Raw genomic sequence first — 23,082 nt, forward strand, 5'->3', positions numbered from 1 at the left:
TTTTTCTTCTTTTTTTTAATTTTGACCAACAACACGCAAGTCATGCGCCAATAGTTTAGGCATGACAAATGATCCGTATTGCTTTATTTCGGAGTTCAGACCTTCTACTTTTTTCATGATTTCAAATATGTTTCCGGAAATCATGGCCTTATTAATAGGATCTGCCAATTCTCCGTTTTCTATTTTGAATGCATTGCTTGCTTCAACTGAGAAGTCTCCGGAAATTGGATTTGCAGTATGTGCACCCAGTACGCTAGTTGTCAGAACTCCCTTGTCAATTTCAGATAAATCCTTCATTTCACTGAATTTAAACTCCAGATTGCTTGGTGCAATCATTGGGGTTGTTAAATATGAACCTCTATATCCGTTTGATGTTGTTTTGGTATCTACGGTATTGGCAGTGTAGATATCATAAATAAATGAGTTCAAAACACCATCTTTTATCAGGTCAGTTTTTTGAGATGGAGTTCCTTCCCCGTCACATTTTCCGGTGTTCATTCCTTTTTCTAAAAGCGGATTGTCTGTAATTGTAAGGGTAGGGTTTGTTATTTCACTGCCCATTTTATCTTTCAGAATCGACCTTCCTCTTCTTACATTTTCACCATTGAATGCTCCCATAAATGTCTGCAAAAGACCAATTGCAGCATAGTAGTCAAGCACTACATCATAATCATTGGTTTTTACCGGTTTAGTGTTTAGTGATCTTTTTGCTAAATCACATACTTCATTTGCTAATTTTTCACCATCAAGATCGAAGAATCTTGAGGACTGGGAATTGTATGCAGTTGCAATTTCTCCGTCTTTTTGAAGTGTCACGGACAATGCTATTCCAAAGCCTGTTCCTTCATCTTCTATTGAAACTCCGTTGGAATTGAGAATTAATGAACGTCCTTCACTTGCTGAAAAACCTGAACCGGTTACTTCGCATCCGCTGTCGGTGGCTGTTGAGATAACATTCTTTAAAAGTTCAACACCTTCATCAAGGTCTAAATCATTGAATTTATTATCATAAACTTTTTTTACATCAACCACTTTTTCTTCTTCGGCAAAGGCATAATTTTCATCTTGCTTTGTTAATTTTGCATTTTCAATAGCTTGATTTGCTGTTTGGGAAATTTTATCCAAGTTTGATGTAAATGCAAAACCTATTCTATTGTCTTTGATGATTCTTATTCCGACCCCTTGCTCGATTTCTTCTTTTGCAAAGTTCAGCTCGTCCTGTTTGGAGTCAAGTTCAATAACGTTTGATTCATCTACATAAATCTCGTAGGCATCACAGTTATTTTTTACAGCATTTTTTGCTTTTTCAGCTATTTCATATATCATATTATCACTATAGTGCAAATTTTTCGATGGCTTCAGCTACACCGTCTCCGAATAATTTTTCGCAGGTGTATGTGCTGATCTGTTTGAGTTTGTCTTCAGCATTTCCGACAGCAATCTTATATCCCACTTCTTTTAAGAAATCTTCATCATTTTCGCTGTCTCCAATAGCCATTACATTTTCCATATTTATTCCATTTCTTTCGCATAAATATTTGAGTGAACTTCCTTTATTCACTCTTTTATCGGTAATGTGAAGTGCAAAGCCGCTGTCATAAATTTCAAGATTATCCAAATATTTGAAATCTTTTAAAGATTCTTCCAATTCTTCTCTGTCAATGGTTTTGTAAAAGACGGTTTCTGTTAGTCTGTACATGTTGTCGTGGGAGGCATGTTTGTTGAATTTTTCACCTAACTTTTCTTTCAAGTGATTTTCGGCTGAAGTGACAAAGTCTCTTTCAACCATTGTTTCAACGGCATTGTTGTTTTCACCTTCCTTAAACACAACTCCTCCGTTTTCTGCTACAAGTCCTCCGCTGCAGCCTATAAGTACTTCTGCAGCATAGGCATAATTTACAACATTTCCGGTAACGATTATTGTAGGAATTCCTGCATCTTCCGCCTTTCTTAAGGCTTCAATTGCGGAAATGCATATTTTTCTTGTATCGTCAGTTATTGTTCCATCAATATCTACTGCAATTGCTTCTATTCTCATATTATCCTCTTGAATATCTGTGTGCGATGTTGCATGTTCCTTCCTTACTTACCATACATGCTCCGATTGGGTGTAGCGGATTGCATGCTTTTCTGAATAGTTTGCAGTCTTCAGGTCTTGCAAGGCCTCTTAAGATAGGTCCGCATATGCAGCCTGCAGGTGCTTCATTAACATCTTTAACTTCAATGTCGTATTTTTCACGTGCATTGAACTCGCTGAATTCGTCTTTAATTTCAAGGATTGAATTTGGAATTTTTGGAAATCCTCTCCATTCCCTTGATGTGACGTCGAATACCTGGTCAATCATGTCTTGAGCTATGACGTTTCCTTCTTCACGTACAGCTCTTTTGTATTCATTTTCAATTTTCGGTGTGTCATTGTGTATTTGTCTTAAAATCATGTAAACGGACATCAGTATGTCCAGAGGATTAAATCCTGCTACTGCCTGTGGTATTCCGAAGTCGGTTGAGAAATATTCAAAAGGTTTTGTTCCGATTATTGTACAGACATGTCCAGGCTGAATCAATGCGTTCAAACTGGTTTCTCCGGAATTGATTAAAAAGTCAATTGCCGGTGGAATTAGTCTGTGACAGGATAATACTGAAAAGTTTTCCGGTGGTGTGGATAACAGTTCTGCAGCTGTTGTAGGTGCTGTGGTTTCAAATCCTGCGGATATAAAAGCAACATCATTATCTTCTTTTTCAGCTATTTCAATAGCTCTGTTAATTCCATACACTACTCTTACATCTCCACCTTCCGCTTTTGCATCTGCAAGTGACCTTTCAGAACCAGGAACTCTCAGCATGTCTCCGAATGTGGTAATTGTCACTCCCTTGTCTATGAGTTCCAGTGCCTCATCAATTTCACGTGAAGGCACTACACAGACAGGACATCCTGGACCTGCAATGATTTCCACTTCGTCAGGAAGAAGACTTCTTATTCCATTTTCCATTATAGTATGTTCATGGGAACCACACACGTGCATTATTTTAACGGGTGTGGCTAGTTCGTTAATTTTACTTAATAACTTTTCAGACATATTTTTCATATTCATTCTAACACCGAAGATTTAATATTATACTACCTATATATTTAGTATTGTATTAATTATATTTTATTATATTATAAGGGATATTTATGTTTAATAATAATATGATATTAGTGGTTATACCTGCAAGGGGAGGTTCAAAAGGCATTCCTCGCAAGAATTTGAGGTTACTTAACAATAAACCGTTAATCTCTTATTCAATCGAGATAGCCAAGGCTTCCCAGTATGTTGATGATGTTGTTGTAACCACTGATGATTCTCAAATAGCATTGATAGCCGAAAAATTCGGAGCCAGTGTTATCAGGCGTTCCGAAGAACTTTCAACAGATGAAGTTCCTCTTGACCCGGTTATTCATGATGCAATGATTCAAAAGGAAAAATTGGCTTTTGATGAATACGATATTGTTATTACACTTCAGCCTACCTCACCATTAATTAAACCGGAGTCTTTGGATAAGGTTATCGAAAAATTTGAAGATTTCAGCATTGACAGTGTGATTTCAGTTGTTGACGATAGGAATTTAAGTTGGGGATATGATGAAAACAATCAGAGATATTTCCCAAATTACATTGAAAGGTGTGACAAGCAGGATTTACCGATATCATTAAAGGAAACCGGTGCAATCTTGGCCACTAGAAGATCATTTGTTCATGAAAATTCACGCTTGGGAACAAACATCGGCATTGTTGAAGTTTCCCGTGAAGAAAGTGTCAATATTGAGGAGTATGAGGACTGGTGGCTCGCTGAAAATTATCTCAAAAAGAAAAGGATAGCTATTGTTGTTAATGCAAATGATGAAATCGGAACCAGTCACATGGACCGCTGCATTACCATAGCCTCAAAGCTGGTATTTCATGAAGTTCTGTTTTTAATTGATGAGCACTATCAGTTAGGAATAGACATGATAAATAAATTCAATTATTCATTTAAAACCTATGATGATTTTGATGATTTATTTAAAATTTTAAAGGAATATAATCCTCACATTGTTCTCAACGATATTTTAAATACCTCTGGAGAATATGTTTCATCTTTAAAAACTGACGGATATTTTGTTGTAAACTTTGAGGATGTTGGTTTGGGAAGCGGCATTGCCGATGTGGTATTTGATGATTTATATGAACATGACTTATCCGAGGAAAATGCATTCACTAGCTATAAATACTTTATTTTAAACGATGAATTTTTCTATCAGCCTTCCAAAATCATTACTAATGATGTTAACAGGATACTGATTAAGTTTGGAAATACAGATGCTGATGATTTAACAGAAAAAGTCATTGATGCAATACTGGCCACAAATTATGACGGCAGAATTGATGTCATTGTTGGACTGGGTTACGCCCGTTTGGAAGAAATCATATCCAAGTATGAATCAAATCCGTTAATCCAAATCTATAGAAATGTTGCAAATGTCAGTGAATTCATATTCAAGGCAGATATTGTTTTCACATCTGCAGACAAATCAGTTTATGAAATCTGCTCATTGGGCGTTCCGGCAATCGTTTTATGTCAAAATGAAAGAGAGCTGTCACATTCATTCATTAATCCTGATCACGGATTTATCAATTTGGGGCTTGGCAGGGATGTCGGAAGACAGGAAATCATTGACTGTTTTGCTAACCTGGTAAATAATTATGATTTAAGATTGGAATTGAATGAACGGATGTTGAATTTGGATTTAAGGTACGGATTTGAAAATATGCTTTCCGTTGTGGAAGAAGAATATAGGAAATTCGTATTTAATCAAAAATGATTATTATGAGAGTATTTACTAAAAAACCATTTTTAATAGCGGACATAAGTGTTGCATTTTATGAATTCGCTTTAAAGGAAGGAATTGCAGATTTGGAAGCTGCTAAATTTTTAATCAATGAAGCTCATGAATGCGGTGTCGATGCAGTAATGTTTCAATCATTCAAGGCTGAAAACATAATTTCAAGAGATGTCGATGCACTTGACAGTCTGGACATATCTAAAAATTCATATTTCGATTCTTTTAAACAATTTGATAAATTTGGAGTTGGTGAATTTAGGCAATTGGCCGATTACTGCCACAGCATAGGAATGGTATTTTTATCATCACCTCTTGATTTTGAATCTGCAGATTATCTGGAGGATTTTTTGGATATTTATAAAATTTCCTCTTCAGACATAACAAATATTCCCTTTATTAAACATATTGCATGTAAAAATAAACCGATTCTGCTTTCAACCGGTGCGGCTACTTTACTTGAGATTAAACAAGCAATCAGAGCTATTGAAGAAGTTTCTACAGTGGATGTAGTAATAATGCATTCTGTTCTGTCTTTTCCCACAAGATATGAGGATGCTAATTTATTGATGATTAAAGATTTGGTGGAGAATTTCCCTGAATATGAAATAGGCTATTCAGACCACACTCAACCTGATGATGAAATGGCCGTTTTAACAACTGCATATAATTACGGCGCTGATGTATTGGAAAAACATTTCACATTCGATAAAAAATATTCCGGTGTTGATTCATGTTATGCAATGGATGCAGATGACGTTATTAAATTTAAAAGAAATGTACTATTTTTATCAAAGATTAACGGACGCATGAATAAACAGCCGTTGATTTGCGAATCATATGCAAGAAAGGAATATCGTAAATCCATAGTCGCTAAAAGAGATATTAAAAAAGGAGAATGCATCTCAAGAGAAGACATTACATTCAAACGTCCGGGCATAGGCATTTCTCCTGTGGATGTTGATGATGTTGTCGGAAAAACAGCATGCACAGACATTTCTGAAGATACTTTAATTAGTTTTAAAATGTTAAAATAAAAAAAAGAAATTAAATTATTTCTGAAGAACAATCTGCAGAGTAGTTGTTGATTAAAACAGCACATTTATCGATTGTTTCAGAGTCTAATTTAATTGTACTGGTTTGAATTTGATTTAATAATTCTTCGATAAATAAATCTTCATCTGTTAAAGGTAAATTTATCACAACAACTTCATTGTTAATGAAACCTACTAAAGGTTCGACAAAGCAATTTTTAATGTTGTTGTCATTAAGGAAGTTAATTAAATCTTCACCTAAAGCCAATGCTTTTTGTTTGATTTTATTGTCTTGTGAGAATTTAGCCTGTTTTGTGGTATATCTAAATCTTCTCACATTTCCAGTGTCGTGGAATTCTTCAATTTTATCTTCCTCTAGTTCACTAGATCCAATCAAATTCAAGTTTTCATTTTCAGATTCCAATCTGAGTTTTGGATTGTATTTTTGGGATAATAAAGCGTATATTCCAGTTGGACCTACAACTAAATGGTTTATGCTAGCGTTGGATGTTGGAGTTTTAACATTGTAGAACACGTAGTAATCATCTGGTAAGGTTAATAAATGTTCTCTGATGATTCTTGTTCTAATTTCAGTTTCTTTAACATCTCTAGTTTTATAAATTCCATAACATAAGATAATTACGCCAATAAATAAAGCAACGATTCCAATACCACTGTTGAACAGTAATATTTCAATAATACTTAAAATAAAAATAACTGCTCCAAGAATGAGAATCATGGTATTTGTATCTAGATTTGAAAAATCAAAGTCATTTTTTCCAGGGTCAAAAAGTGAGCCGGAAATCTCGCCTGTATTTTCATCAGGTTCAGGTATTTTCAGCCTGTCAATGAAACTTCCCATGGATCTTTTACTAGATTTTTCGTTCATGTTATCAGGATAATACTCTTTCATTCCTTTGAAGAATTCGTCTTTAAGGAAGTTTTTAAGAATATTGTAGTCGTTGGTTTTTGGAAGTGCGAATTCTTTTCCAAATTTTGATAACACATTTTGAGGAATTGTTGTTCTTGCAGTTCTAGAATTAGCTTCTTGTTCAAGTTTAAGCTCTTCTTCTTTCTTTTCAACTTTAGCTATTTCTAGCATATGTTCTTCTGAGAAGAAATTTTCTAATCTGCCAGTAATTGATTTTAGTGAGCGTGGACTATCCTCTGTTTGTTCTTCTTCGGTTTCAGGCTGTTTTTCTTGGAATTGTGATTCTTGTCTAATGTTTTTAACTTCTTTTCGTCTTTCTTCAATATATTTATCCAATTCTTTATTCATTTCTTCGTCTAAATATCTTAAAGAACCTCCACAGCTATCACATTCATAATCAAGTATGCTGTCACTGTTTTTGATTTTATATTTCAATCCGCAGTCTTCACATTGAACGATTTGTGAATTGTCATACTTGAATGAATCAATAAATGAGGAACGAGAGTTATTTTCATCATCAGAATACTCTTCCAAGTATTCTAAGTCGCCTGCACAGGAAGAACACTCGAATGTAGATATATCGTCATCGTCATCGAGTTGGTATTTTGCACCACAGTTCTTACAGCATACAACTTTCATATTATCCTCTTAAAATTTTTATGATACTATTTTTTTATTTTTCTTTTTATATATGTTTCTAATTTAATCATAATTTTTACTTGAATTTGATAATCTTTCTATGGAAATTATGTTTAATTAACATTTATTTTAAATAATATTTCATATTCCATAGCTATTATCCAAATAATATAAGTGAACTTCTCCGTTGTGATAAATTTCAGTGTATGGACTTCCAATTGTCTTGTTGTCGGCTGCAATAAAGTATGTCACATTTTGACTTTGCATCTTATCAACAAAATCCGTTGAATTTGACTCTTTTTCACAGGATGGAATTTGCTTTTTCATTATAAATGACATGTCCCCTCCACGGTCTGCCCAAATGGTTTTATTGAGGTATTGGGGGTCATGTTTCATTAACCATTCCCCGACATTTTTCTCTTCTGCGGCTGCTGTTTCAAAGTTTGCAGGTGTCTGATCATCATATGTATGCGGGGTGCTTGAAAGTGCAAAAGCTCCGGTACATAATAATATTAAACAAATCAATCCGATTGGTGCGATTACTTTAATTTTGTCAATGTAATTGATGTTTTTCAGCCTGTTGAATATCAATGAAAGTGAAACAATCACGAAATATGCAATTACCGGAAGTACTGGCATAAAGTAACGGTCAACTTTGATATGATAATATGAAATGAATGTGAAGTTCACTACAAACCAGTAAAACATAACAAAATCAAAGGTGAATTCATCCATTTCCGCTTTATTCAGCAATCTGTAAAGAGCCAGAAGTGCAATTGTGATTATTCCGATTGTTATTACGATAGACACTTTTGTAAATGTGATTAGATAAATTGCAAGCCCTACGATGAATATTGCCAGTTTTATTTTGTAATGTTCATTTTTTATTGCGTTTATGTTTTCAGGGGTGAATAATTTTTTCAGATATAATACAATTCCCGCTATCAGGATTACAAGTAAAATGTATGAGATTATTGACGGATATCCTCCTGTCCATTGCATTTTGTCTATTAGGAATGCTCCCGGTTTTAATGAGTACGGAATAAAATGAGCAGCTCCCATATAAATTAAAAAGTTTTTCACGTAATAGAAAGGATTGTTTGCGGTTAATGCATTATGTGTTGAATTTGTTATGTCGCTGCCCTGTGATACGAAAAACAGTCCTATGTCAAGGTAGTAATAAATTCCGATAAATACTGCAAATACCAATGCACCACAAACACATCCAATTATAATGTCTCTGATGTTGGTTTTTATATATGAAATAGGGTTGTCAACCAGTAAAAATTGAATAAAAATCACCGGAAACATCAAAAGGACAGTATACCTTGTAAAGAATCCCAGTATGATGAGGGGTATTGCAATGTAGAAAAACTTTGTACTTTTCTTAAATGACAGTATCATGAAATAAACCGCCCAGATTGACAGGCAGATTCCCGGAATGTCAAGCATTCCTTTTGTAACCCATACAATTATCAGCGGAAATGTTGACAATATCATTGATCCGGTAAAACTCAAAACTTCATCGAATCGTAATCTTAACAGGAAATACATTCCTAATGCGGCCAATACGTAAAATGCGCTGCTTACGACAATTATTGTTAAATCAGATATGAATCCCATTCTGAAAAATATTGAAGTTAACATTGGGATGAACGGGGACAGCCCTCGTGTGTTGGCCAGTCCTGTATCATAACCTGCATAGAAAAGCGCATTGTTCAGGTAGAAAAAGACATCTCTGACGTAATACACTCCTGCTTTTCCATCAATATTGAGCAATAATAATGTTATCACTATAACAATCAGCAGCAATGATGAAATTGCAATGATGTCTCGTTTGCGTTCCATTAAATTCATTTAAAATTCTCCTTAAAATGATCCAAATATAAATGCAACAAATGCAATCAACATTCCTATCTTCAGATATTTTGAAACTTTCCCTGCTGTTTTTCTGTCCTGATTTCTGATAATTAAAAATGCTGAGTAGATAAACAGTAAAACAGCTATTGCTATAACAATCAGATAGTAAAAACCGAAGATGTTGATGAAGTATAATAACGGGCAGAGTGCGCAATCGATTATTATTAAAATAAATGCCAGTGTTGCAGTAATTTTTTCTCCATATAAAATAGGTAAAGTTTTTGCTCCTTCAGCTTTATCTCCTTCCATGTCCTCTATGTCCTTTACAAGTTCACGGGCGGTTGTCATTACAAATGCAAAGAATCCAAGATATATTGAAGTCAATACTATTTCAGGGTTGTTTAAACTGAATCCTGCAAATACAAATCCGAAACCTGTCATGAATCCCACTGCAAGATTTCCGATTAGCGGTGTTGATTTTAACTTATATGCGTATAAGTAAAGGACAACGTCTGCAATCAGCACAATAATGAAAGGAATCCAATTTTGAGTCAGATAACTTATTAAAAATCCACATATTGTTCCAAGAAGGAATAATACATAACTGTAATTTCGACCTGCGGTCAGTGAAATTCTCCCTGAGGGTATTGGTCGTTCGGGCTTGTTGATCAAATCAATCTGATAATCAAAATAATCATTTATAACATTTCCTGCAGCAGTTTCAAAAAACACTGCTAAAAATGCAAGAATTATCGGTAAATTAAAACTCCTGTTTATAATAGCTATTAAAATTACAACAATTCCACCCATTATTGCATTTCCAGGTCTTAAAATTTCAACATACGGATTCATTATATTTTCCCTCTAATGTTTTCATTGAGTATTATTTATATGATTATAGAATATATTTTTTATTAGAAATCATTAAAATAAAGCATAATTTTATAAAGTATATTACATAACATAATATTAGTATTTTATTTATTAAAATTATTATTTGATTAAATTTTTAGCTGGTGTTAAATTTGGATAAAATTAAAATAGCTATTGTTGGAATAGGTAACTGTGCAAGTTCACTTATTCAAGGAATTCATTATTATGATGGTAAAAAACCAGAAGATGCTATAGGACTTATGCATTGGGATATTGGTGGTTATGAACCTAGTGATATCGACGTTGTTGCGGCTTTCGATGTAGATGCAAGAAAAGTCGGAAAAACTATTGACGAAGCAATATTCGCTAAACCTAACTGTACCACTGTTTTCCAAAAGGATATTCCTAAATATGATGTTAAAGTAAGTATGGGTCATGTTTTGGATGGTGTTGCAGAACACATGTCCAATTATGATGATGAGTACACTTTTGTTGTAAGTGATGCTGAACCTGTTGACGTTGTTAGTGTTTTAAAAGAAAGCGGTGCAGAAATTTTAGTTAATTACTTGCCTGTAGGTTCAGAACAAGCAGCAAGATACTATGCACAATGCGCTCTTGATGCAGGAATAGCATATGTGAATTGTATGCCTGTATTTATTGTAAGTGATGATGAATGGGATGCTAAATTCAGAGAAAAAGGTATTCCTATAGTTGGTGACGATATTAAAGCTCAAATTGGTGCTACCATTACTCACAGAACACTAGCTAGCTTATTCATGGATAGGGGTGTAAAATTAGACAAAACCTATCAAATCAACACTGGTGGTAACACTGACTTTTTAAACATGCTCAATCGTGAAAGATTAGACTCCAAAAAAGAGTCCAAAACTGAAGCTGTTCAATCCGTATTAAAAGAAAGAATGGATGACAGGGATATTCACATTGGTCCAAGTGATTACGTGCCATGGCAAAATGATAATAAGTTATGCTTCCTCAGAATGGAAGGTCGTACATTCGGTGATGTTCCAATGAACATCGAACTCAGATTAAGTGTAGAAGATTCTCCAAACTCTGCAGGTTGTGTTATTGATGCAGTAAGATGCTGTAAACTCGGTTTAGAAAGAGGTGTCGGTGGTCAATTAACTTCTATTTCTTCATACACCATGAAACACCCTCCGGTACAGTACACTGATGATGAAGCATATGAAAATGTTGAAAAATTCATTTCTGGCGAATTAGAAAGATAATTTTTCAATTATTTTTTCTTTTTTTTAACACTACTTTTTTTTTAAAATTAAATTATTTTATATAATTAATTTATATAATACAAAAAACATATATTATAGTTGGATATTTTATGATTATTTATTAAATAAAATTTGAAAGAGGTGTAAATTAATGGCAAAAGTAAGATTTACAGAAACAGCGCTTCGTGATGCTCACCAATCCTTGCTTGCAACTAGGATGAGAACAAGAGACATGATTCCTATTGCTGAAGAGATGGACAATGTAGGATATTTCTCTGTTGAAGCTTGGGGTGGAGCTACTTTTGATACATGTATAAGATATTTAAACGAAGATCCATGGGAAAGATTAAGACAATTAAAAGCTGAATTCAATAAAACTCCTGTTCAAATGCTTTTAAGAGGACAAAATTTAGTAGGTTACAAACATTATGCTGACGATGTTGTTACAAAATTCGTGGAAAAATCTTATGAAAATGGGGTAGACATTTTCAGAATTTTTGATGCATTAAATGATATAAGGAACATGGAAAAGGCAATTAAAGTAGCTAAAGATCAAGGAGCTCATGTACAAGGTACAATAAGTTACACAATCAGCCCTGTACATACAATTGATGATTTTGTAGACCTTGCAAAAAATTTAGAAGCACTTGACTGTGATTCCGTAGCTATTAAGGATATGGCTGGTTTAATCACTCCTTCTGCAGCTTACGAATTGGTGTCCAAATTAAAAGAGGAAACTGATTTGCTAGTTGATTTACACAGTCACTGTACCAGTGGTATGACTCCTGTAAGTTATTATGCAGCATGTCAGGCTGGTGTCGATATCTTGGATACTGCAATTTCTCCTCTTGCATGGGGAACAAGCCAACCACCTACTGAAAGTATGGTTGCAGCACTCCAGGGAACTCCTTATGATACCGGTTTGGATTTAAAATTATTGTCTCACATTAAAAAATACTTTGACGATATCAGAGAAAAATACGCAGGTATTCTTGACCCTATTTCTGAAAGTATTGATGCTGATGTATTATTATACCAAATTCCTGGTGGAATGCTTTCAAATCTTGTTTCTCAACTTAAAGAGCAAAATGCTCTTGACAGATATGCTGACGTATTGGAAGAAATGCCTCGTGTTAGAAAAGACATGGGATACCCACCATTAGTAACTCCAACAAGTCAAATTGTAGGTATTCAATCAGTAATGAACGTTTTAGGTGGAGAAAGATACAAAACCGTATCCAATGAAGTTAAAGAATACATGAAAGGAATGTATGGTAAACCTCCAGCTCCAGTTGATCCTGAAATATCCAAAAGAATCATCGGAGATGAAGAAGTCATTACCTGCAGGCCTGCTGATTTAATCGAACCTGAATTCGATAAATTCAAATCTGAAGGTGAAGCTGAAGGTTTTGTCAAATCAGATGAAGATGCTTTAACATATGCGTTATATCCTCCTATCGCTCCTAAATTCCTTAAAGGTGAAGCTGAAGAGGAAGAGCTCAAAGCTCCTCGTTCACTTAATGAAGATGAAGGAATTGGAATTCCAACAGAATATAATGTTGAAGTCGATGGAGACGTATTTGAAGTTAAAATCATGCCTACCGGATTTATGGAAATCGGTGAAGGAACCAGAACAACTGGAGGTCCTGTCGGTGATATTGAAGGTGGAGTAATCTCTGCAATGCAGGGTATGGTTATTAAACTCAATGTTAATGTTGGGGATAAAGTCGAAAAAGGTTCAACAATCTGTGTTATTGAGGCTATGAAGATGGAAAACGATATTCAGTCTGAAGTTGACGGTGTCGTTGAGGAAATCTTTGTGGAACCTGGTGATGCAGTAAGCATTGGTGATATTATAATGGTAATCAAATAGATTACCTTAATTCTATTTTTTTGTAATTTTAAACTTACTTTCTACTTTAAATATTCTTTTTTAAATAATTATAATTTAGAAATTTTTTTGGCAGTGATAATATGAAAGATATTTTTGACGAATGTCAATTTGGAGATTTAAAACTTAACAGTCGTATAGTCAGAACAGGCACATGGGAAACAGAAACAGAGGAAGGGGGATTTCTCTCACCTGCAATTTATGACAGGTATGAAAAAATTGCAAGTTCAGGAACAGGTTTAATAATATCTGAAATGTTTGTATTGGACCATAAAGATCGTTTTGCCCCATATTCATCCAGTTTGAATTATTTGGGTTTTGTTAAAGACTATAAGATGATAACTGATATCTGTCACAATCATGACGTACCTATACTTGGACAGTTAGCATTCTTTTACTATGATGATGGAGACAATCAAAAAGCAGAACCAAATGACCTGACCATTGAAGGAATCAGAAAGTTGCAGGCAGAAGTGATAATGGCTGCTAAAAAATTCTCATTTGCAGGTTTTGACGGTATTCAGATTGACATGGGAAATAATTTTTATCTAGCCAAATTCATCAACCCTTACTTCAATCAGAGAAATGATGAATATGGCGGAAGCACTGAAAACCGTGTAAGAATTGCATCTGAAATTATCAAACTCATTAAAAAAACCATGGATATGCATGTAAGTATCAGAATCAATCCGTGGGATGTTAGAAAAGGAGGAATGACTGCTGAAGAAAGTATCAAAGTTGCCCGTGAACTTGAAAAGGCAGGTGCAGACAGCATTCAATTGACTGCAAGAACCATCTCTTACCTTTATGATGGAAAGGAAAAACATCCATTTTTAGTTTATGCGGACAAACTGATTGATGAGATTGACATTCCTTTAATTTTAGGAGGATCTCTAAGGGATATGGCATCAATGAATGATGTTTTAAATCATACTGATGTGGAATTCCTTTCAATGTCAAAACCGTTCGTGGCGCAGGCTGACTTCTTGGCTGAATGGAAAGCTAACGGTGAGGGAGTTTCAATTTGTCAAAGCTGTAATAATTGTTATTCTAAAAAAACAAGTACCTGTTTTAAATATGATTAATGGCCGAATTTAAATTCGCCATTACCTTTTTTTTTATTTGCCACTGATTGTGGTCTTTGATTCTATAATTTTGTACCCAGTATTCTGCAGAATTTTTCTTCTTTAATGTTTTTGCTGCCACATCTTGGACAGGTTTCTTCGTCTTCTTTAACTTCTGCTTCGCATTCCTGACAGATTTTCATATAATCTCTCCTATAAATGTTTGTTGTAGTAGGTTAATAAAATTTGGTTAAATCGGCTGTTGTCGGATGTCTGTTGTTCATGAAGTTTTGATTGGTATTTCGATTCCTGATAATTGTATTCTTCATCCTGATTTAACTGGTTAATTTTTTGCTCTTTGTATATATCAATGGATTTGTCCAGTGCATTATAAAATGCATCTTCACTTATTTCACTTGGTGATGTATTTTTAATTAAGTTTTCAATGTCTCTGTTAATTTCCTTGCCCGTCCATGCAATTTCGTAGACGGATTTTCCTGAAGCAAAATATGCATGGGAATGATAATCATTAACATAGGGGTTGTGCTGGTAAAAATGCCTTACCGGATGATTTGATATATCCAAATCCTCTTCAAATTCCTTTTCACTTGCCCACAGGCCGATGGCACTGGCAACATTTTCATCAATGCATCTGATTGAAAAAGTGTTGTTTAACCGGTAGGAATTATTATCCAATTCTCCTCCCTGATATTTTGGAGGTAAACTAAATTCTGCATCATTAACTTTAACGTTTGAGCCTGCATAAACGAAACTCATTAGTAAAATTGTTAATGTTAATGCAACCATTATCCTTTTCATATTCTCATCTATGTCGGCGGGGATTAAAAAACTTTTTTATACACAACTTACAAATATATTATCATGGCCAAAGATGATAGAAGCAGTGTTAATCCATTCACTGGAAAATCACATTTTGATATTGTTAATGATGATAAGTTTCTACGGGATTCATATAATGAATATTATGCCATGATTAATCAGGCACAGCTTTTAGACAATACTCCAAATGGTCAAATTGTCAGAAATGTTGCTGTCAGGTTGATTCAGGCTGTAGAAAATTATTTAGCTAAGATTGGCAGAAGCGATTACACTGAAGATTATTATGATTGGGATTTCCATTTGGTTGGCGATAATACAGTCAATGCATTCTGCATGCCTGGTGGAAAAATCGTGATGTTTTCAGGTATTCTTTCTGTTGCAAATACTGAGGAAAAGGTTGCATTTATTTTAGGTCATGAAATGGCACATGCCCTTCTTGACCATTCAAGGACCAGATTGAGTGCGCAGAATGCTCAAAACGCAATTACTTCTGCCGCTTGGATTGGAAGTTTTGCACTGGATTTGGTAGGTCTTGGAGGTATAGGCAATCTTACAAGGGCAGCTACCAACGTTGCAAGCATTGGTTCTCAATTTTTCTTAATGAATCCGTGGGGAAGAGATCAGGAACTTGAAGCCGATAAGCTGGGCATGATGATAATTCACTGGGCAGGTTATGACATCTCTTCAATTCCTGCATTCTGGGAATCTATGGCTGGGGGAAATCCTAATACTCATGATTTTTTCTCAACACATCCCTCAGATTCAAAAAGAATAGCTGCAATGAAGGAATTGATTTATGAAATTGAGAATGAGAAGGATTTTTATTCCACACCTGTTTTAAGTGATTCTCCTGCTTCAAAAAATGATCCAAAATCTTCAAGTAGGTCTGGCGGAGACATTGTAAAATATTGTCAAAGCTGCGGCAGTCAGGCTGACATTGATGCTCAGTTCTGCACTAATTGTGGGGCTAAATTTGAGGATGAATCAAAATGTCCTAATTGCGGTGCTTCTATTGTTCAAGGTGATAAATTTTGCACAAACTGTGGAAATAAGCTTTAATGGAGGAATTCTATGGTTGATGAAGAATTAGATGAAGAAGAAGAAATGACCTATGAAGAACTTTTAGAGTATCTGAATAATTCTACTTATAGACTTAAAGTTTTGAAATCTCTTTTGGATGATCCAAAAATGCCTAAGCATATTTCTGATGATTGCGGTATTTTACAAAACCACATATCCAATGTCCTAAGCATATTAAAGGGTTTTGATTTGGTGGTTTGTATCAATCCTGAAGTTAAGAAAGGCCGTATATACAGGCTTACGGAGTATGGTGAAAAAGTTTGCAGTGATTTATTCTAATTTTTTTATTTTTTTTGGTCAGATGGAAAAGTTTATATACTTCCTGAGGATAATATATTGTGTGTAAGTTACTAATAACTTATTACCATTTTTGAAGGAGGCAACATCATGACAAAAACATTACCATTTGATGAAGATGTGGACTTGATATTTTTAATTGACCGTAGCGGATCAATGTATGGCTCCGAAGATGATACAATCGGTGGCTTCAATTCATTTTTAGAAAAAGAAAGGGCAAAGGAGTTTAATACAAAAGTAACAACTGTTCTTTTCGACCATCAGTATGAAATATTATACAAAAGAAAACCAATCACTGAAGTTAAAAATCTCACAAGAGAAGAATACTATGTCAGAGGTTCAACAGCTCTTTTAGATGCAATCGGAAGAACTATCACCACTTTGGATAAGGAAATCAAAAATAAAGTACTGTTTGTTATCATGACTGACGGAATGGAAAATTCTTCAGTTGAATTTTCAAAATCTCAAATCAGCAGCATGATTTCAAACCATAACTGGGAATTCATATTCATCGGTGCAGACATCGATTCCTATTCCGAAGCAAGAAAAATAGGTATTAGTAAATCCCATACAGCTAATTATAGAAAATCAGAAAAAGGTATTACTGGACTATTTGATGCAGTTGAAGTTGCAACAGATTCTTTAAGAGCTAATTATTGTCTGGAAGATGTAGATTGGAAGAAGGATTTAAAAGATTATGATTAATTCTCATATTCACTTAAATCTTCAATATTTAATTTTTTAAAGGCTCTTTTTCGTCTCATGCAACTTTCACAAACACCGCAGTGCTTGTCGCTGCCTTTATAACAAGAATAGCTTAATTCCATTGGAGCGCCAACTTCAACTCCTAACTTTACTATTTCCTCTTTATCTAAATCAATTGCTGGCGCTTCAATTTTAATATTATCCGGTGAACCCACACCAATCAATTCATTGAACTTTTCCAGATATTCCTTTGAATTGTCCGGAAATGTTGCGGCTTCTTCAGCATCCCATCCGACAATTATTATCTCAGCACCAATGCTTTCCGCATAAGACAGTGCAATAGATGTAAAAACGGTATTTCTGGCCGGAACCCAAACGCTGCTTGCAGTTTCACTGCTTTTATCGGGATCATCCAAATCATCAAGGGAAACTTCCGGAATTTCTTCTGAAGTGTTCAGGCTTGATGTGCTTATTTTTGAAAGCCATGGCAGGTCAATAACTTCATGTGTCCAGTTCATTTTTTTACATATTTCTTTTGCAGCTTTAACTTCTCTTTGGAATGCTTTTTGACCGTAATTGAATGTTATTGCATGAATTTCATAGTCTTTTGAATAGACGCTTGTTGCAACGGTACAATCAAGGCCTCCTGAAAGTACGGATATTGCCTTTTTCATTTAATCAGCTCTTTGATTTTTCTAAGCGGGAGGCCGCTGTCCTCTGCAATCCTTTTCAAATCTTCATATTCAGGTCTTTTTGAGATTATATCTCCGTTAATGTAGCCTATCTTAAATGTCACTTCATAATCCTTGCCGTTAATGTCAAAGGTCTTTTTTGTAAATTCTCTTTTGGCAACTCCTCTGTGCATATTTGGAGAAATTCTAATCCCTAAGCTTCCTGTTTCAGCAAATATGGTTTCAACAATTTTGTCCCTGTTTTTTCTGGATGAAATTACCTTTAAAAGACTTCCCTGACGGTTTTTCTTCATGATTATTGGTGTAACTGACACATCACTTGCCCCGGCATCTAGGAGTTTGTCAAAAAGATATCCTATTTCCTCTCCGGTCAGATGGTCGATATTGGTTTCAATAACATCTATTCTGTCACTTTCGGTAATGTCTGAAGTTTCAATTATTCTTAAAATGTTTGGATGGTTGAAATCTTTTCTTCCGGCGCCGTAACCTACATTTTTAGGCTTGGCTGATGGGATGAATTCTTTAATTTCATCACAGATTTCCATATAAATCGCACAGCCTGTAGGGGTCGCAAGTTCACTGTTTACAGGGCCTCCGATAATGTGTGCACCATTTAATATTTCAAGGACCGCTGGTGCCGGAACAGGAATGATTCCATGGGCAGTTTTCACAGTTCCTCCGCCAACGGCTATTGGAAGACCAATGATTTTTTGTTTATCAAGATTCAGTGAGTAGTATCCATATATTGATCCGATTACATCAGCCACTGCATCACTGGCTCCGACTTCATGAAAATGAACTTCCTCCATTGTTTTTCCATGGACTTTTGACTCGGCTTTTGCAATCCTTTCAAAAACTTTAATTGCAGTCTTTTTAACTTTTTCGTCAATCTCGAGCTTTTCTATTTTTTCAATGAATTCTGGATAGTTGATTGAATGTTTGTGTTCCATCATTTCAACATGGCAGTATGTTGAGTTGATTCCGCTTTTAAGTTTTTTTTCAAAAGTCACCTCAACCTTTCCAAATTCATAAGCTGACTTTTCCATAATGCTTTTTAATTCATTGGAATCTGCTCCCAAATCAACTAAAGCACCAATAATCATATTTCCAGCTATTCCGCTGGATTGGGGGTCAATTATTATTGTCATGAAATTATTCCTTTTGTATTCAGTTAATATAATTTTAAATTAAATAATTTATATATTATATGTTAAGTTAATTATCCAGGTCATATTATGGAAAGTAATAAATTTAACATTATCGAAAAGGATTATGGTATTTGCATTAACAATCCGAATCATTTTTTGGCTTTCAGTGATTTTACTGTAAGCGACGGTATCGACATAGTTGAAAATGTAAATATATTGAAGGCAAAGGATGAATTTGAAGCTACAGCAAAACGGGCTGAAGCATTCAATCAGTCCCAGGGTTCATACATTGCACAGGCAACTGATTCCTTGAATTACTTTGTAAATTCATATGGCGATTTGACAATTTTTACTTTTGTTTCAAATGACCTGGTCATTGAGGATTTTACAGACAGTCTGCAGGTTGTAAATTCACCCAAGGGCTTTGTGGATGCCAGAATCAATATTAGTCATGTAATCTATCTGGATAAGGTGCTTTCCCCAAAGGATTTGCTTAGGATATTAAAGACTGTAGTAAATATTAAGGCAAAAGTTTTATCCGATATGGATTTGCCGGTCCATGTACAAAATATCCTGAACACTGATGATTTTTTAGCCGTTTTGGCCAATGTTGATGTTAGTGGGGACGGCTTGGACATTAACAATGCCGAATTTGATGATGTTGATGTGGATGAGTTCAAAGTCAATCTTGAGGAAGCCGTTGAAATAACCTTGGAGGATGCATTTGAAAAGATTGGGCTGACATTCGGAATCCTTGATTTTTTAGTTGCCGAAGGAATTTTAATCGGAGATTTGGTTGAGGCAGGTCTGGAACTTTTGGATGATGATACGCCGGATTTAAAGGACAGGCTTGAATCACAAATCATGAAATCATTGGCTGACATCAATGTCTCAACTATTCTTATGGCGGCCATCAGACTGCAGCAGGATCTTTGCGGAATCTGTATGAGGGAACTTGACGGTTTGAATGCTTTATATTCGGATGAGGTTTTCGGTATGGCAGTTTCAAATCAGATTGCAGGTACCAAAGGTGTTCTCAATTTTAATCGATATATTGGTGCAAAACCGGGAATCATTTATGGACTACCGCCAATTCTTGATGATGCCTTCGCAGGCCTTATTGCAGGTTGCGTATCTAAAATATATGATATGTGAAAAGGATAATTATAATATTCAGTTTTAATAGATTATACTAAGAGACAGCATAAGCAAATGATGATGAGGAATAACTATGGAAAATGATGATTATTTTGAAGATGAAGAATTCTCACCTGTAAGGTCCCTATTGGGCCTTTTAACATTCTCAACAATACTTCCAATCAATGTGTATACATCAATAGAGTATATGACAAAACTCACTTGGTGCTGGCCGTTTTTGCATATTTTCATAGGAATTCTTGCGGCCATTTGCGGTTATGTTTCAATGGAATTTTTACATCTGAACTCATTTTTCACAGCAGTTATTGTTTATGCATTTTTAATGATTATAACCGGTTACAACCATCTTGACGGCGTAATGGACATGGCAGATGGGGTAATGGTTCATGGTGAACCTGAAAAGAAAATCATGGTCATGAAAGATTCTTCTGTAGGTGCGGGAGGAGTTGCAACTTTATTTTTAGTGGCCAGTTTAACAATCGCAGGACTGTATAACATTCTGGATTATCATTTCATTTTGGGAATAATGATTTGTGAGATGTCTGCAAAAACATCACTGTTAACAACTGCTCTGCTTTCAAAGCCACTGACTCCTGGAATTGGCAGTTACTTTATGAATGAAACTAATCTGGGCAATTATTTGCTTTCAACAGCAATTGTTTTAATCATCGGAGATCTATTTGCAGGTTATGTCGGTTTATTCGGTGTTGTAGGTGCTATGATATCAGGTTTGATTATTGCGCTTGTTGCAAGAAGAAATTTCGTTTTGGCCAACGGTGATGTGCTTGGCATGAGTAATGAGGTAGGTCGTCTGTTTTCATTGTTGTTCATGGCAGTAGCTTTATTTTATTTTTAAATCAATTTTACAAGGTTAAATCAATATTCAAGTTTAAAAAAGCATTAGTTTAAATAATATGGTGCAAATAATTAGTATTGATGAGATTTACCGCAAGTCTGTCAGTGAAAAATATCTGAAATAACATTTTCCAATTCATGAAATTACCTCCCAAATTTTGATTTTTCGTGGTAATCTCATCATTTTTAGAAATCGTTATATATTTTCAGATTTAATCTATTAATGATTAATATGAATGTAAATGTTTTAAGATTGGACCACAGATTAAAAAGAGATACTCGTATAACAACTCATGTATGCTTAACCGCACGTGCATTCGGAGCAAGCAAAATCTTTCTTTCAGGAGAAAAAGACAACAATCTAATGGAAAATGTACGTGATACAGCTTCAAGATTCGGAGGAACATTTGAAATAGAATATGCAGAAAGTTATATGGGCGTAATCAATAAATGGAAAGCTGACGGAGGAAAAGTAGTGCATCTTACAATGTATGGATCACAGGCTCATGAAATAGCTCCTGAAGTTCGCCAAGATGGTTCCGATATTTTAATTGTTGTCGGCGGTTCCAAAGTTCCCGGAAAAGTCTACAAGGCTGCCGATTGGAATGTGTCAGTAACAACACAGCCTCATTCTGAAGTGTCATCCCTGGCTGTATTTCAGCACTTGCTGATGGACGGTAAGGAGTTTGAATTGGAATTTGAAAATCCGGTTTTGGAAGTAATTCCTACAGCTCATGGAAAAAATGTAAATATACACAATGAAAACCGCTAGGATATAAAATCATCGAGTCTCTTGATGGCTCTTAACTTTTCTTCTTTTTTTATGCGTGCCTGGTCAAGCGCATCCCTTATTGTTTGGATGGAATTGTCATATACTTCCCTGTCAACAGGATATGGAAAACCGTCTTTTCCGCCGTGAGTGAAACTGTATTTTACAGGGTCTTTCCAGCTTGCAGGTTCACCGTAAACCAAATCTGAAATCAGTGCCAGTGCCCTTATTTTTTTAGGTCCGATTCCCTGAAGCAGAATCAGTTCCTCATAATTTTCAGGTTGAATTTCCCATGCTTTTGTCAGAACTTCAAATTCCTTGTCTGAAATGTCCATGTCCAAAACCGGGTGGTGTGCAGGCATGGTAAAATCTTCCAAAAGCATCTGATTGTCTTTTCTTTTAAAATATTGTCTTAAATGATTTGGATTATCGTTAATCAAATCAACACTTATTTTTTGAGCTTCCTTGCTTTCTTCAGCAGGCATGTTCAGTGTCTGTGGTGTTATCTGGTCGCAGGAAATTCCGCTGTGAGGGTCATTCAGCAAATCATCGACTTCACTTCCAAGCCAGTGATAACGTCTTGCATATTTGTTTTCAGTATTCAGGCCCTGCTGGACGACTGCCCAGTCTCCCTTTTCAGTTACGAAGAAATTGTGCTGGTATAATGTGTATCCGTCCTGAATGCAGGAATTGTCTATTTTGGCAGATAATTTACTTGTTTCAACGAGCTTTTCTGTTGTCTTTGTTTTCAGGTTGAATACTTCACCTGCATGCTCGATTCCTTCAGGGGTCTTTCTGGATTTGGCACCTTTGCCTCCTGTAAGGTATATTCCATGCTCTTCCGGACTTAGAGATGCTTTAAGCGCTCCCAATGTTGTTGTTGTGGTTCCGGAGGAATGCCAATCAAAACCTAAAACACATGAAAATGCCTGAAACCAGTATGGATTGGATATTCTATTCAGGAACTCCTGTAAGCTATATTCTTCAATGATTACTGAAGCCAGAGCTCCTGACAGGTCAACCATTCTTGTAAATAGCCATTTTGGAGGGTGACCTCCATGTAGCGGTAAATTAACTGCACCTCTTCTTTGCATGATTAATGTTTTATTTTTTAAAATATTAATTGTTTAGCGAGAGC

At 35.2% G+C, this 23,082-nt stretch carries 22 protein-coding genes; 11 read left to right on the top strand and 11 right to left on the bottom strand.

From position 1 onward, the window contains the following. Positions 1 to 15: 15 nt before the first annotated feature. The 3 genes from E7Z81_RS06710 to hypD are packed head-to-tail and all read right to left on the bottom strand — an operon-like array spanning position 16 to position 3,086. The gene (locus tag E7Z81_RS06710) at positions 16 to 1,326 is read right to left on the bottom strand and encodes a TldD/PmbA family protein (RefSeq protein WP_292745624.1); all 1,311 of its coding nucleotides are present in this window, start codon (positions 1,324 to 1,326) and stop codon (positions 16 to 18) included. A 7-nt stretch (positions 1,327 to 1,333) separates the two neighbouring features. Then, positions 1,334 to 2,038, bottom strand: coding sequence for a phosphoglycolate phosphatase (locus E7Z81_RS06715; RefSeq protein WP_292745626.1), 705 nt, complete (start codon positions 2,036 to 2,038; stop codon positions 1,334 to 1,336). A 1-nt stretch (position 2,039) separates the two neighbouring features. Beyond that, complete coding sequence (gene hypD, locus E7Z81_RS06720; RefSeq protein ID WP_292745688.1) at positions 2,040 to 3,086, bottom strand: hydrogenase formation protein HypD; 1,047 nt, start codon at positions 3,084 to 3,086, stop codon at positions 2,040 to 2,042. An 89-nt stretch (positions 3,087 to 3,175) separates the two neighbouring features. Here hypD and E7Z81_RS06725 point away from each other — a divergent pair, with 89 nt between their 5' ends. Beyond that, positions 3,176 to 4,843, top strand: a complete 1,668-nt coding sequence (locus tag E7Z81_RS06725; protein WP_292745628.1) for a UDP-2,4-diacetamido-2,4,6-trideoxy-beta-L-altropyranose hydrolase — start codon at positions 3,176 to 3,178, stop codon at positions 4,841 to 4,843. Positions 4,844 to 4,848: 5 nt separating this feature from the next. Next, positions 4,849 to 5,898 carry an N-acetylneuraminate synthase family protein gene (locus E7Z81_RS06730; RefSeq protein WP_292745630.1) on the top strand — a complete coding sequence of 350 codons (1,050 nt, stop codon included), beginning with the start codon at positions 4,849 to 4,851 and terminating at the stop codon, positions 5,896 to 5,898. Between the two features lie 10 nt (positions 5,899 to 5,908). Here E7Z81_RS06730 and E7Z81_RS06735 read toward each other — a convergent pair whose 3' ends face one another. The 3 genes from E7Z81_RS06735 to E7Z81_RS06745 form a co-directional block, all read right to left on the bottom strand. Next, positions 5,909 to 7,465, bottom strand: coding sequence for an NERD domain-containing protein (locus tag E7Z81_RS06735; protein WP_292745632.1), 1,557 nt, complete (start codon positions 7,463 to 7,465; stop codon positions 5,909 to 5,911). A 141-nt stretch (positions 7,466 to 7,606) separates the two neighbouring features. Then, the gene (locus E7Z81_RS06740) at positions 7,607 to 9,322 is read right to left on the bottom strand and encodes a glycosyltransferase family 39 protein (RefSeq protein WP_292745634.1); all 1,716 of its coding nucleotides are present in this window, start codon (positions 9,320 to 9,322) and stop codon (positions 7,607 to 7,609) included. Positions 9,323 to 9,334: 12 nt separating this feature from the next. Continuing rightward, entirely contained in the window at positions 9,335 to 10,177 is an 843-nt protein-coding gene (locus tag E7Z81_RS06745; RefSeq protein WP_292745636.1) for a UbiA family prenyltransferase, read from the bottom strand. Between the two features lie 173 nt (positions 10,178 to 10,350). Between E7Z81_RS06745 and E7Z81_RS06750 the strand changes: the two genes are divergently transcribed. The 3 genes from E7Z81_RS06750 to E7Z81_RS06760 all read left to right on the top strand — a co-directional run bounded on the left by E7Z81_RS06750 (position 10,351) and on the right by E7Z81_RS06760 (position 14,421). Continuing rightward, on the top strand, positions 10,351 to 11,445 hold the full coding sequence (locus tag E7Z81_RS06750) for an inositol-3-phosphate synthase (protein ID WP_292745638.1): 1,095 nt from the start codon (positions 10,351 to 10,353) through the stop codon (positions 11,443 to 11,445). Positions 11,446 to 11,596: 151 nt separating this feature from the next. After that, a complete protein-coding gene (gene oadA / locus E7Z81_RS06755) occupies positions 11,597 to 13,318 on the top strand; it encodes a sodium-extruding oxaloacetate decarboxylase subunit alpha (protein ID WP_292745640.1) in 1,722 nt (573 codons plus the stop codon). Between the two features lie 101 nt (positions 13,319 to 13,419). Further along, a complete protein-coding gene (locus tag E7Z81_RS06760) occupies positions 13,420 to 14,421 on the top strand; it encodes an NADH-dependent flavin oxidoreductase (protein WP_292745642.1) in 1,002 nt (333 codons plus the stop codon). Between the two features lie 62 nt (positions 14,422 to 14,483). Here the strand turns inward: E7Z81_RS06760 and E7Z81_RS06765 are convergent, their stop codons facing one another. Further along, complete coding sequence (locus tag E7Z81_RS06765) at positions 14,484 to 14,603, bottom strand: zinc ribbon domain-containing protein (protein WP_292745644.1); 120 nt, start codon at positions 14,601 to 14,603, stop codon at positions 14,484 to 14,486. Positions 14,604 to 14,613: 10 nt separating this feature from the next. Next, entirely contained in the window at positions 14,614 to 15,219 is a 606-nt protein-coding gene (locus E7Z81_RS06770) for a hypothetical protein (RefSeq protein WP_292745646.1), read from the bottom strand. Between the two features lie 63 nt (positions 15,220 to 15,282). Here E7Z81_RS06770 and E7Z81_RS06775 point away from each other — a divergent pair, with 63 nt between their 5' ends. The 3 genes from E7Z81_RS06775 to E7Z81_RS06785 all read left to right on the top strand — a co-directional run bounded on the left by E7Z81_RS06775 (position 15,283) and on the right by E7Z81_RS06785 (position 17,322). Then, a complete protein-coding gene (locus E7Z81_RS06775) occupies positions 15,283 to 16,299 on the top strand; it encodes a M48 family metallopeptidase (protein WP_292745647.1) in 1,017 nt (338 codons plus the stop codon). A 12-nt stretch (positions 16,300 to 16,311) separates the two neighbouring features. Beyond that, positions 16,312 to 16,599 carry a transcriptional regulator gene (locus E7Z81_RS06780; protein WP_292745650.1) on the top strand — a complete coding sequence of 96 codons (288 nt, stop codon included), beginning with the start codon at positions 16,312 to 16,314 and terminating at the stop codon, positions 16,597 to 16,599. A 108-nt stretch (positions 16,600 to 16,707) separates the two neighbouring features. Continuing rightward, positions 16,708 to 17,322 (top strand): vWA domain-containing protein, encoded by a 615-nt coding sequence (locus E7Z81_RS06785; protein ID WP_292745652.1) that lies wholly within the window; start codon positions 16,708 to 16,710, stop codon positions 17,320 to 17,322. Here the strand turns inward: E7Z81_RS06785 and queC are convergent. Then, entirely contained in the window at positions 17,319 to 17,996 is a 678-nt protein-coding gene (gene queC, locus E7Z81_RS06790; protein ID WP_292745654.1) for a 7-cyano-7-deazaguanine synthase QueC, read from the bottom strand. The genes E7Z81_RS06785 and queC overlap by 4 nt on opposite strands. Next, positions 17,993 to 19,162 (bottom strand): nickel pincer cofactor biosynthesis protein LarC, encoded by a 1,170-nt coding sequence (gene larC, locus E7Z81_RS06795; RefSeq protein WP_292745656.1) that lies wholly within the window; start codon positions 19,160 to 19,162, stop codon positions 17,993 to 17,995. Before larC ends, queC begins: the two co-directional genes overlap by 4 nt. Positions 19,163 to 19,249: 87 nt before the next feature. Here larC and E7Z81_RS06800 point away from each other — a divergent pair, with 87 nt between their 5' ends. From E7Z81_RS06800 to E7Z81_RS06810, 3 genes are all read left to right on the top strand, one after another. After that, positions 19,250 to 20,317, top strand: a complete 1,068-nt coding sequence (locus tag E7Z81_RS06800; RefSeq protein WP_292745658.1) for a phosphatidylglycerophosphatase — start codon at positions 19,250 to 19,252, stop codon at positions 20,315 to 20,317. A gap of 76 nt (positions 20,318 to 20,393) precedes the next feature. Beyond that, on the top strand, positions 20,394 to 21,176 hold the full coding sequence (cobS, locus tag E7Z81_RS06805; protein WP_292745660.1) for an adenosylcobinamide-GDP ribazoletransferase: 783 nt from the start codon (positions 20,394 to 20,396) through the stop codon (positions 21,174 to 21,176). A 231-nt stretch (positions 21,177 to 21,407) separates the two neighbouring features. Beyond that, positions 21,408 to 21,947, top strand: a complete 540-nt coding sequence (locus E7Z81_RS06810) for a tRNA (cytidine(56)-2'-O)-methyltransferase (RefSeq protein ID WP_292745690.1) — start codon at positions 21,408 to 21,410, stop codon at positions 21,945 to 21,947. Here E7Z81_RS06810 and E7Z81_RS06815 read toward each other — a convergent pair. Continuing rightward, positions 21,944 to 23,038, bottom strand: a complete 1,095-nt coding sequence (locus E7Z81_RS06815) for a DUF763 domain-containing protein (RefSeq protein WP_292745662.1) — start codon at positions 23,036 to 23,038, stop codon at positions 21,944 to 21,946. The two genes, E7Z81_RS06810 and E7Z81_RS06815, sit on opposite strands and share 4 nt — an antisense overlap. Positions 23,039 to 23,082 lie beyond the last annotated feature (44 nt).

It is taken from the genome of Methanobrevibacter sp. (assembly GCF_015062935.1).
In the GTDB taxonomy this organism is placed as follows: domain Archaea; phylum Methanobacteriota; class Methanobacteria; order Methanobacteriales; family Methanobacteriaceae; genus Methanocatella.

Bases quoted from the DNA above. Each gene is read 5' to 3' on its own strand.
- E7Z81_RS06710 (WP_292745624.1), bottom strand. From the start codon at position 1,326: ATGATATATGAAATAGCTGAAAAAGCAAAAAATGCTGTAAAAAATAAC.
- E7Z81_RS06715 (WP_292745626.1), bottom strand. From the start codon at position 2,038: ATGAGAATAGAAGCAATTGCAGTAGATATTGATGGAACAATAACTGAC.
- hypD (WP_292745688.1), bottom strand. From the start codon at position 3,086: ATGAAAAATATGTCTGAAAAGTTATTAAGTAAAATTAACGAACTAGCC.
- E7Z81_RS06725 (WP_292745628.1), top strand. From the start codon at position 3,176: ATGTTTAATAATAATATGATATTAGTGGTTATACCTGCAAGGGGAGGT.
- E7Z81_RS06730 (WP_292745630.1), top strand. From the start codon at position 4,849: ATGAGAGTATTTACTAAAAAACCATTTTTAATAGCGGACATAAGTGTT.
- E7Z81_RS06735 (WP_292745632.1), bottom strand. From the start codon at position 7,465: ATGAAAGTTGTATGCTGTAAGAACTGTGGTGCAAAATACCAACTCGAT.
- E7Z81_RS06740 (WP_292745634.1), bottom strand. From the start codon at position 9,322: ATGAATTTAATGGAACGCAAACGAGACATCATTGCAATTTCATCATTG.
- E7Z81_RS06745 (WP_292745636.1), bottom strand. From the start codon at position 10,177: ATGAATCCGTATGTTGAAATTTTAAGACCTGGAAATGCAATAATGGGT.
- oadA (WP_292745640.1), top strand. From the start codon at position 11,597: ATGGCAAAAGTAAGATTTACAGAAACAGCGCTTCGTGATGCTCACCAA.
- E7Z81_RS06760 (WP_292745642.1), top strand. From the start codon at position 13,420: ATGAAAGATATTTTTGACGAATGTCAATTTGGAGATTTAAAACTTAAC.
- E7Z81_RS06765 (WP_292745644.1), bottom strand. From the start codon at position 14,603: ATGAAAATCTGTCAGGAATGCGAAGCAGAAGTTAAAGAAGACGAAGAA.
- E7Z81_RS06770 (WP_292745646.1), bottom strand. From the start codon at position 15,219: ATGAAAAGGATAATGGTTGCATTAACATTAACAATTTTACTAATGAGT.
- E7Z81_RS06775 (WP_292745647.1), top strand. From the start codon at position 15,283: ATGGCCAAAGATGATAGAAGCAGTGTTAATCCATTCACTGGAAAATCA.
- E7Z81_RS06780 (WP_292745650.1), top strand. From the start codon at position 16,312: ATGGTTGATGAAGAATTAGATGAAGAAGAAGAAATGACCTATGAAGAA.
- E7Z81_RS06785 (WP_292745652.1), top strand. From the start codon at position 16,708: ATGACAAAAACATTACCATTTGATGAAGATGTGGACTTGATATTTTTA.
- queC (WP_292745654.1), bottom strand. From the start codon at position 17,996: ATGAAAAAGGCAATATCCGTACTTTCAGGAGGCCTTGATTGTACCGTT.
- larC (WP_292745656.1), bottom strand. From the start codon at position 19,162: ATGACAATAATAATTGACCCCCAATCCAGCGGAATAGCTGGAAATATG.
- E7Z81_RS06800 (WP_292745658.1), top strand. From the start codon at position 19,250: ATGGAAAGTAATAAATTTAACATTATCGAAAAGGATTATGGTATTTGC.
- cobS (WP_292745660.1), top strand. From the start codon at position 20,394: ATGGAAAATGATGATTATTTTGAAGATGAAGAATTCTCACCTGTAAGG.
- E7Z81_RS06810 (WP_292745690.1), top strand. From the start codon at position 21,408: ATGAATGTAAATGTTTTAAGATTGGACCACAGATTAAAAAGAGATACT.
- E7Z81_RS06815 (WP_292745662.1), bottom strand. From the start codon at position 23,038: ATGCAAAGAAGAGGTGCAGTTAATTTACCGCTACATGGAGGTCACCCT.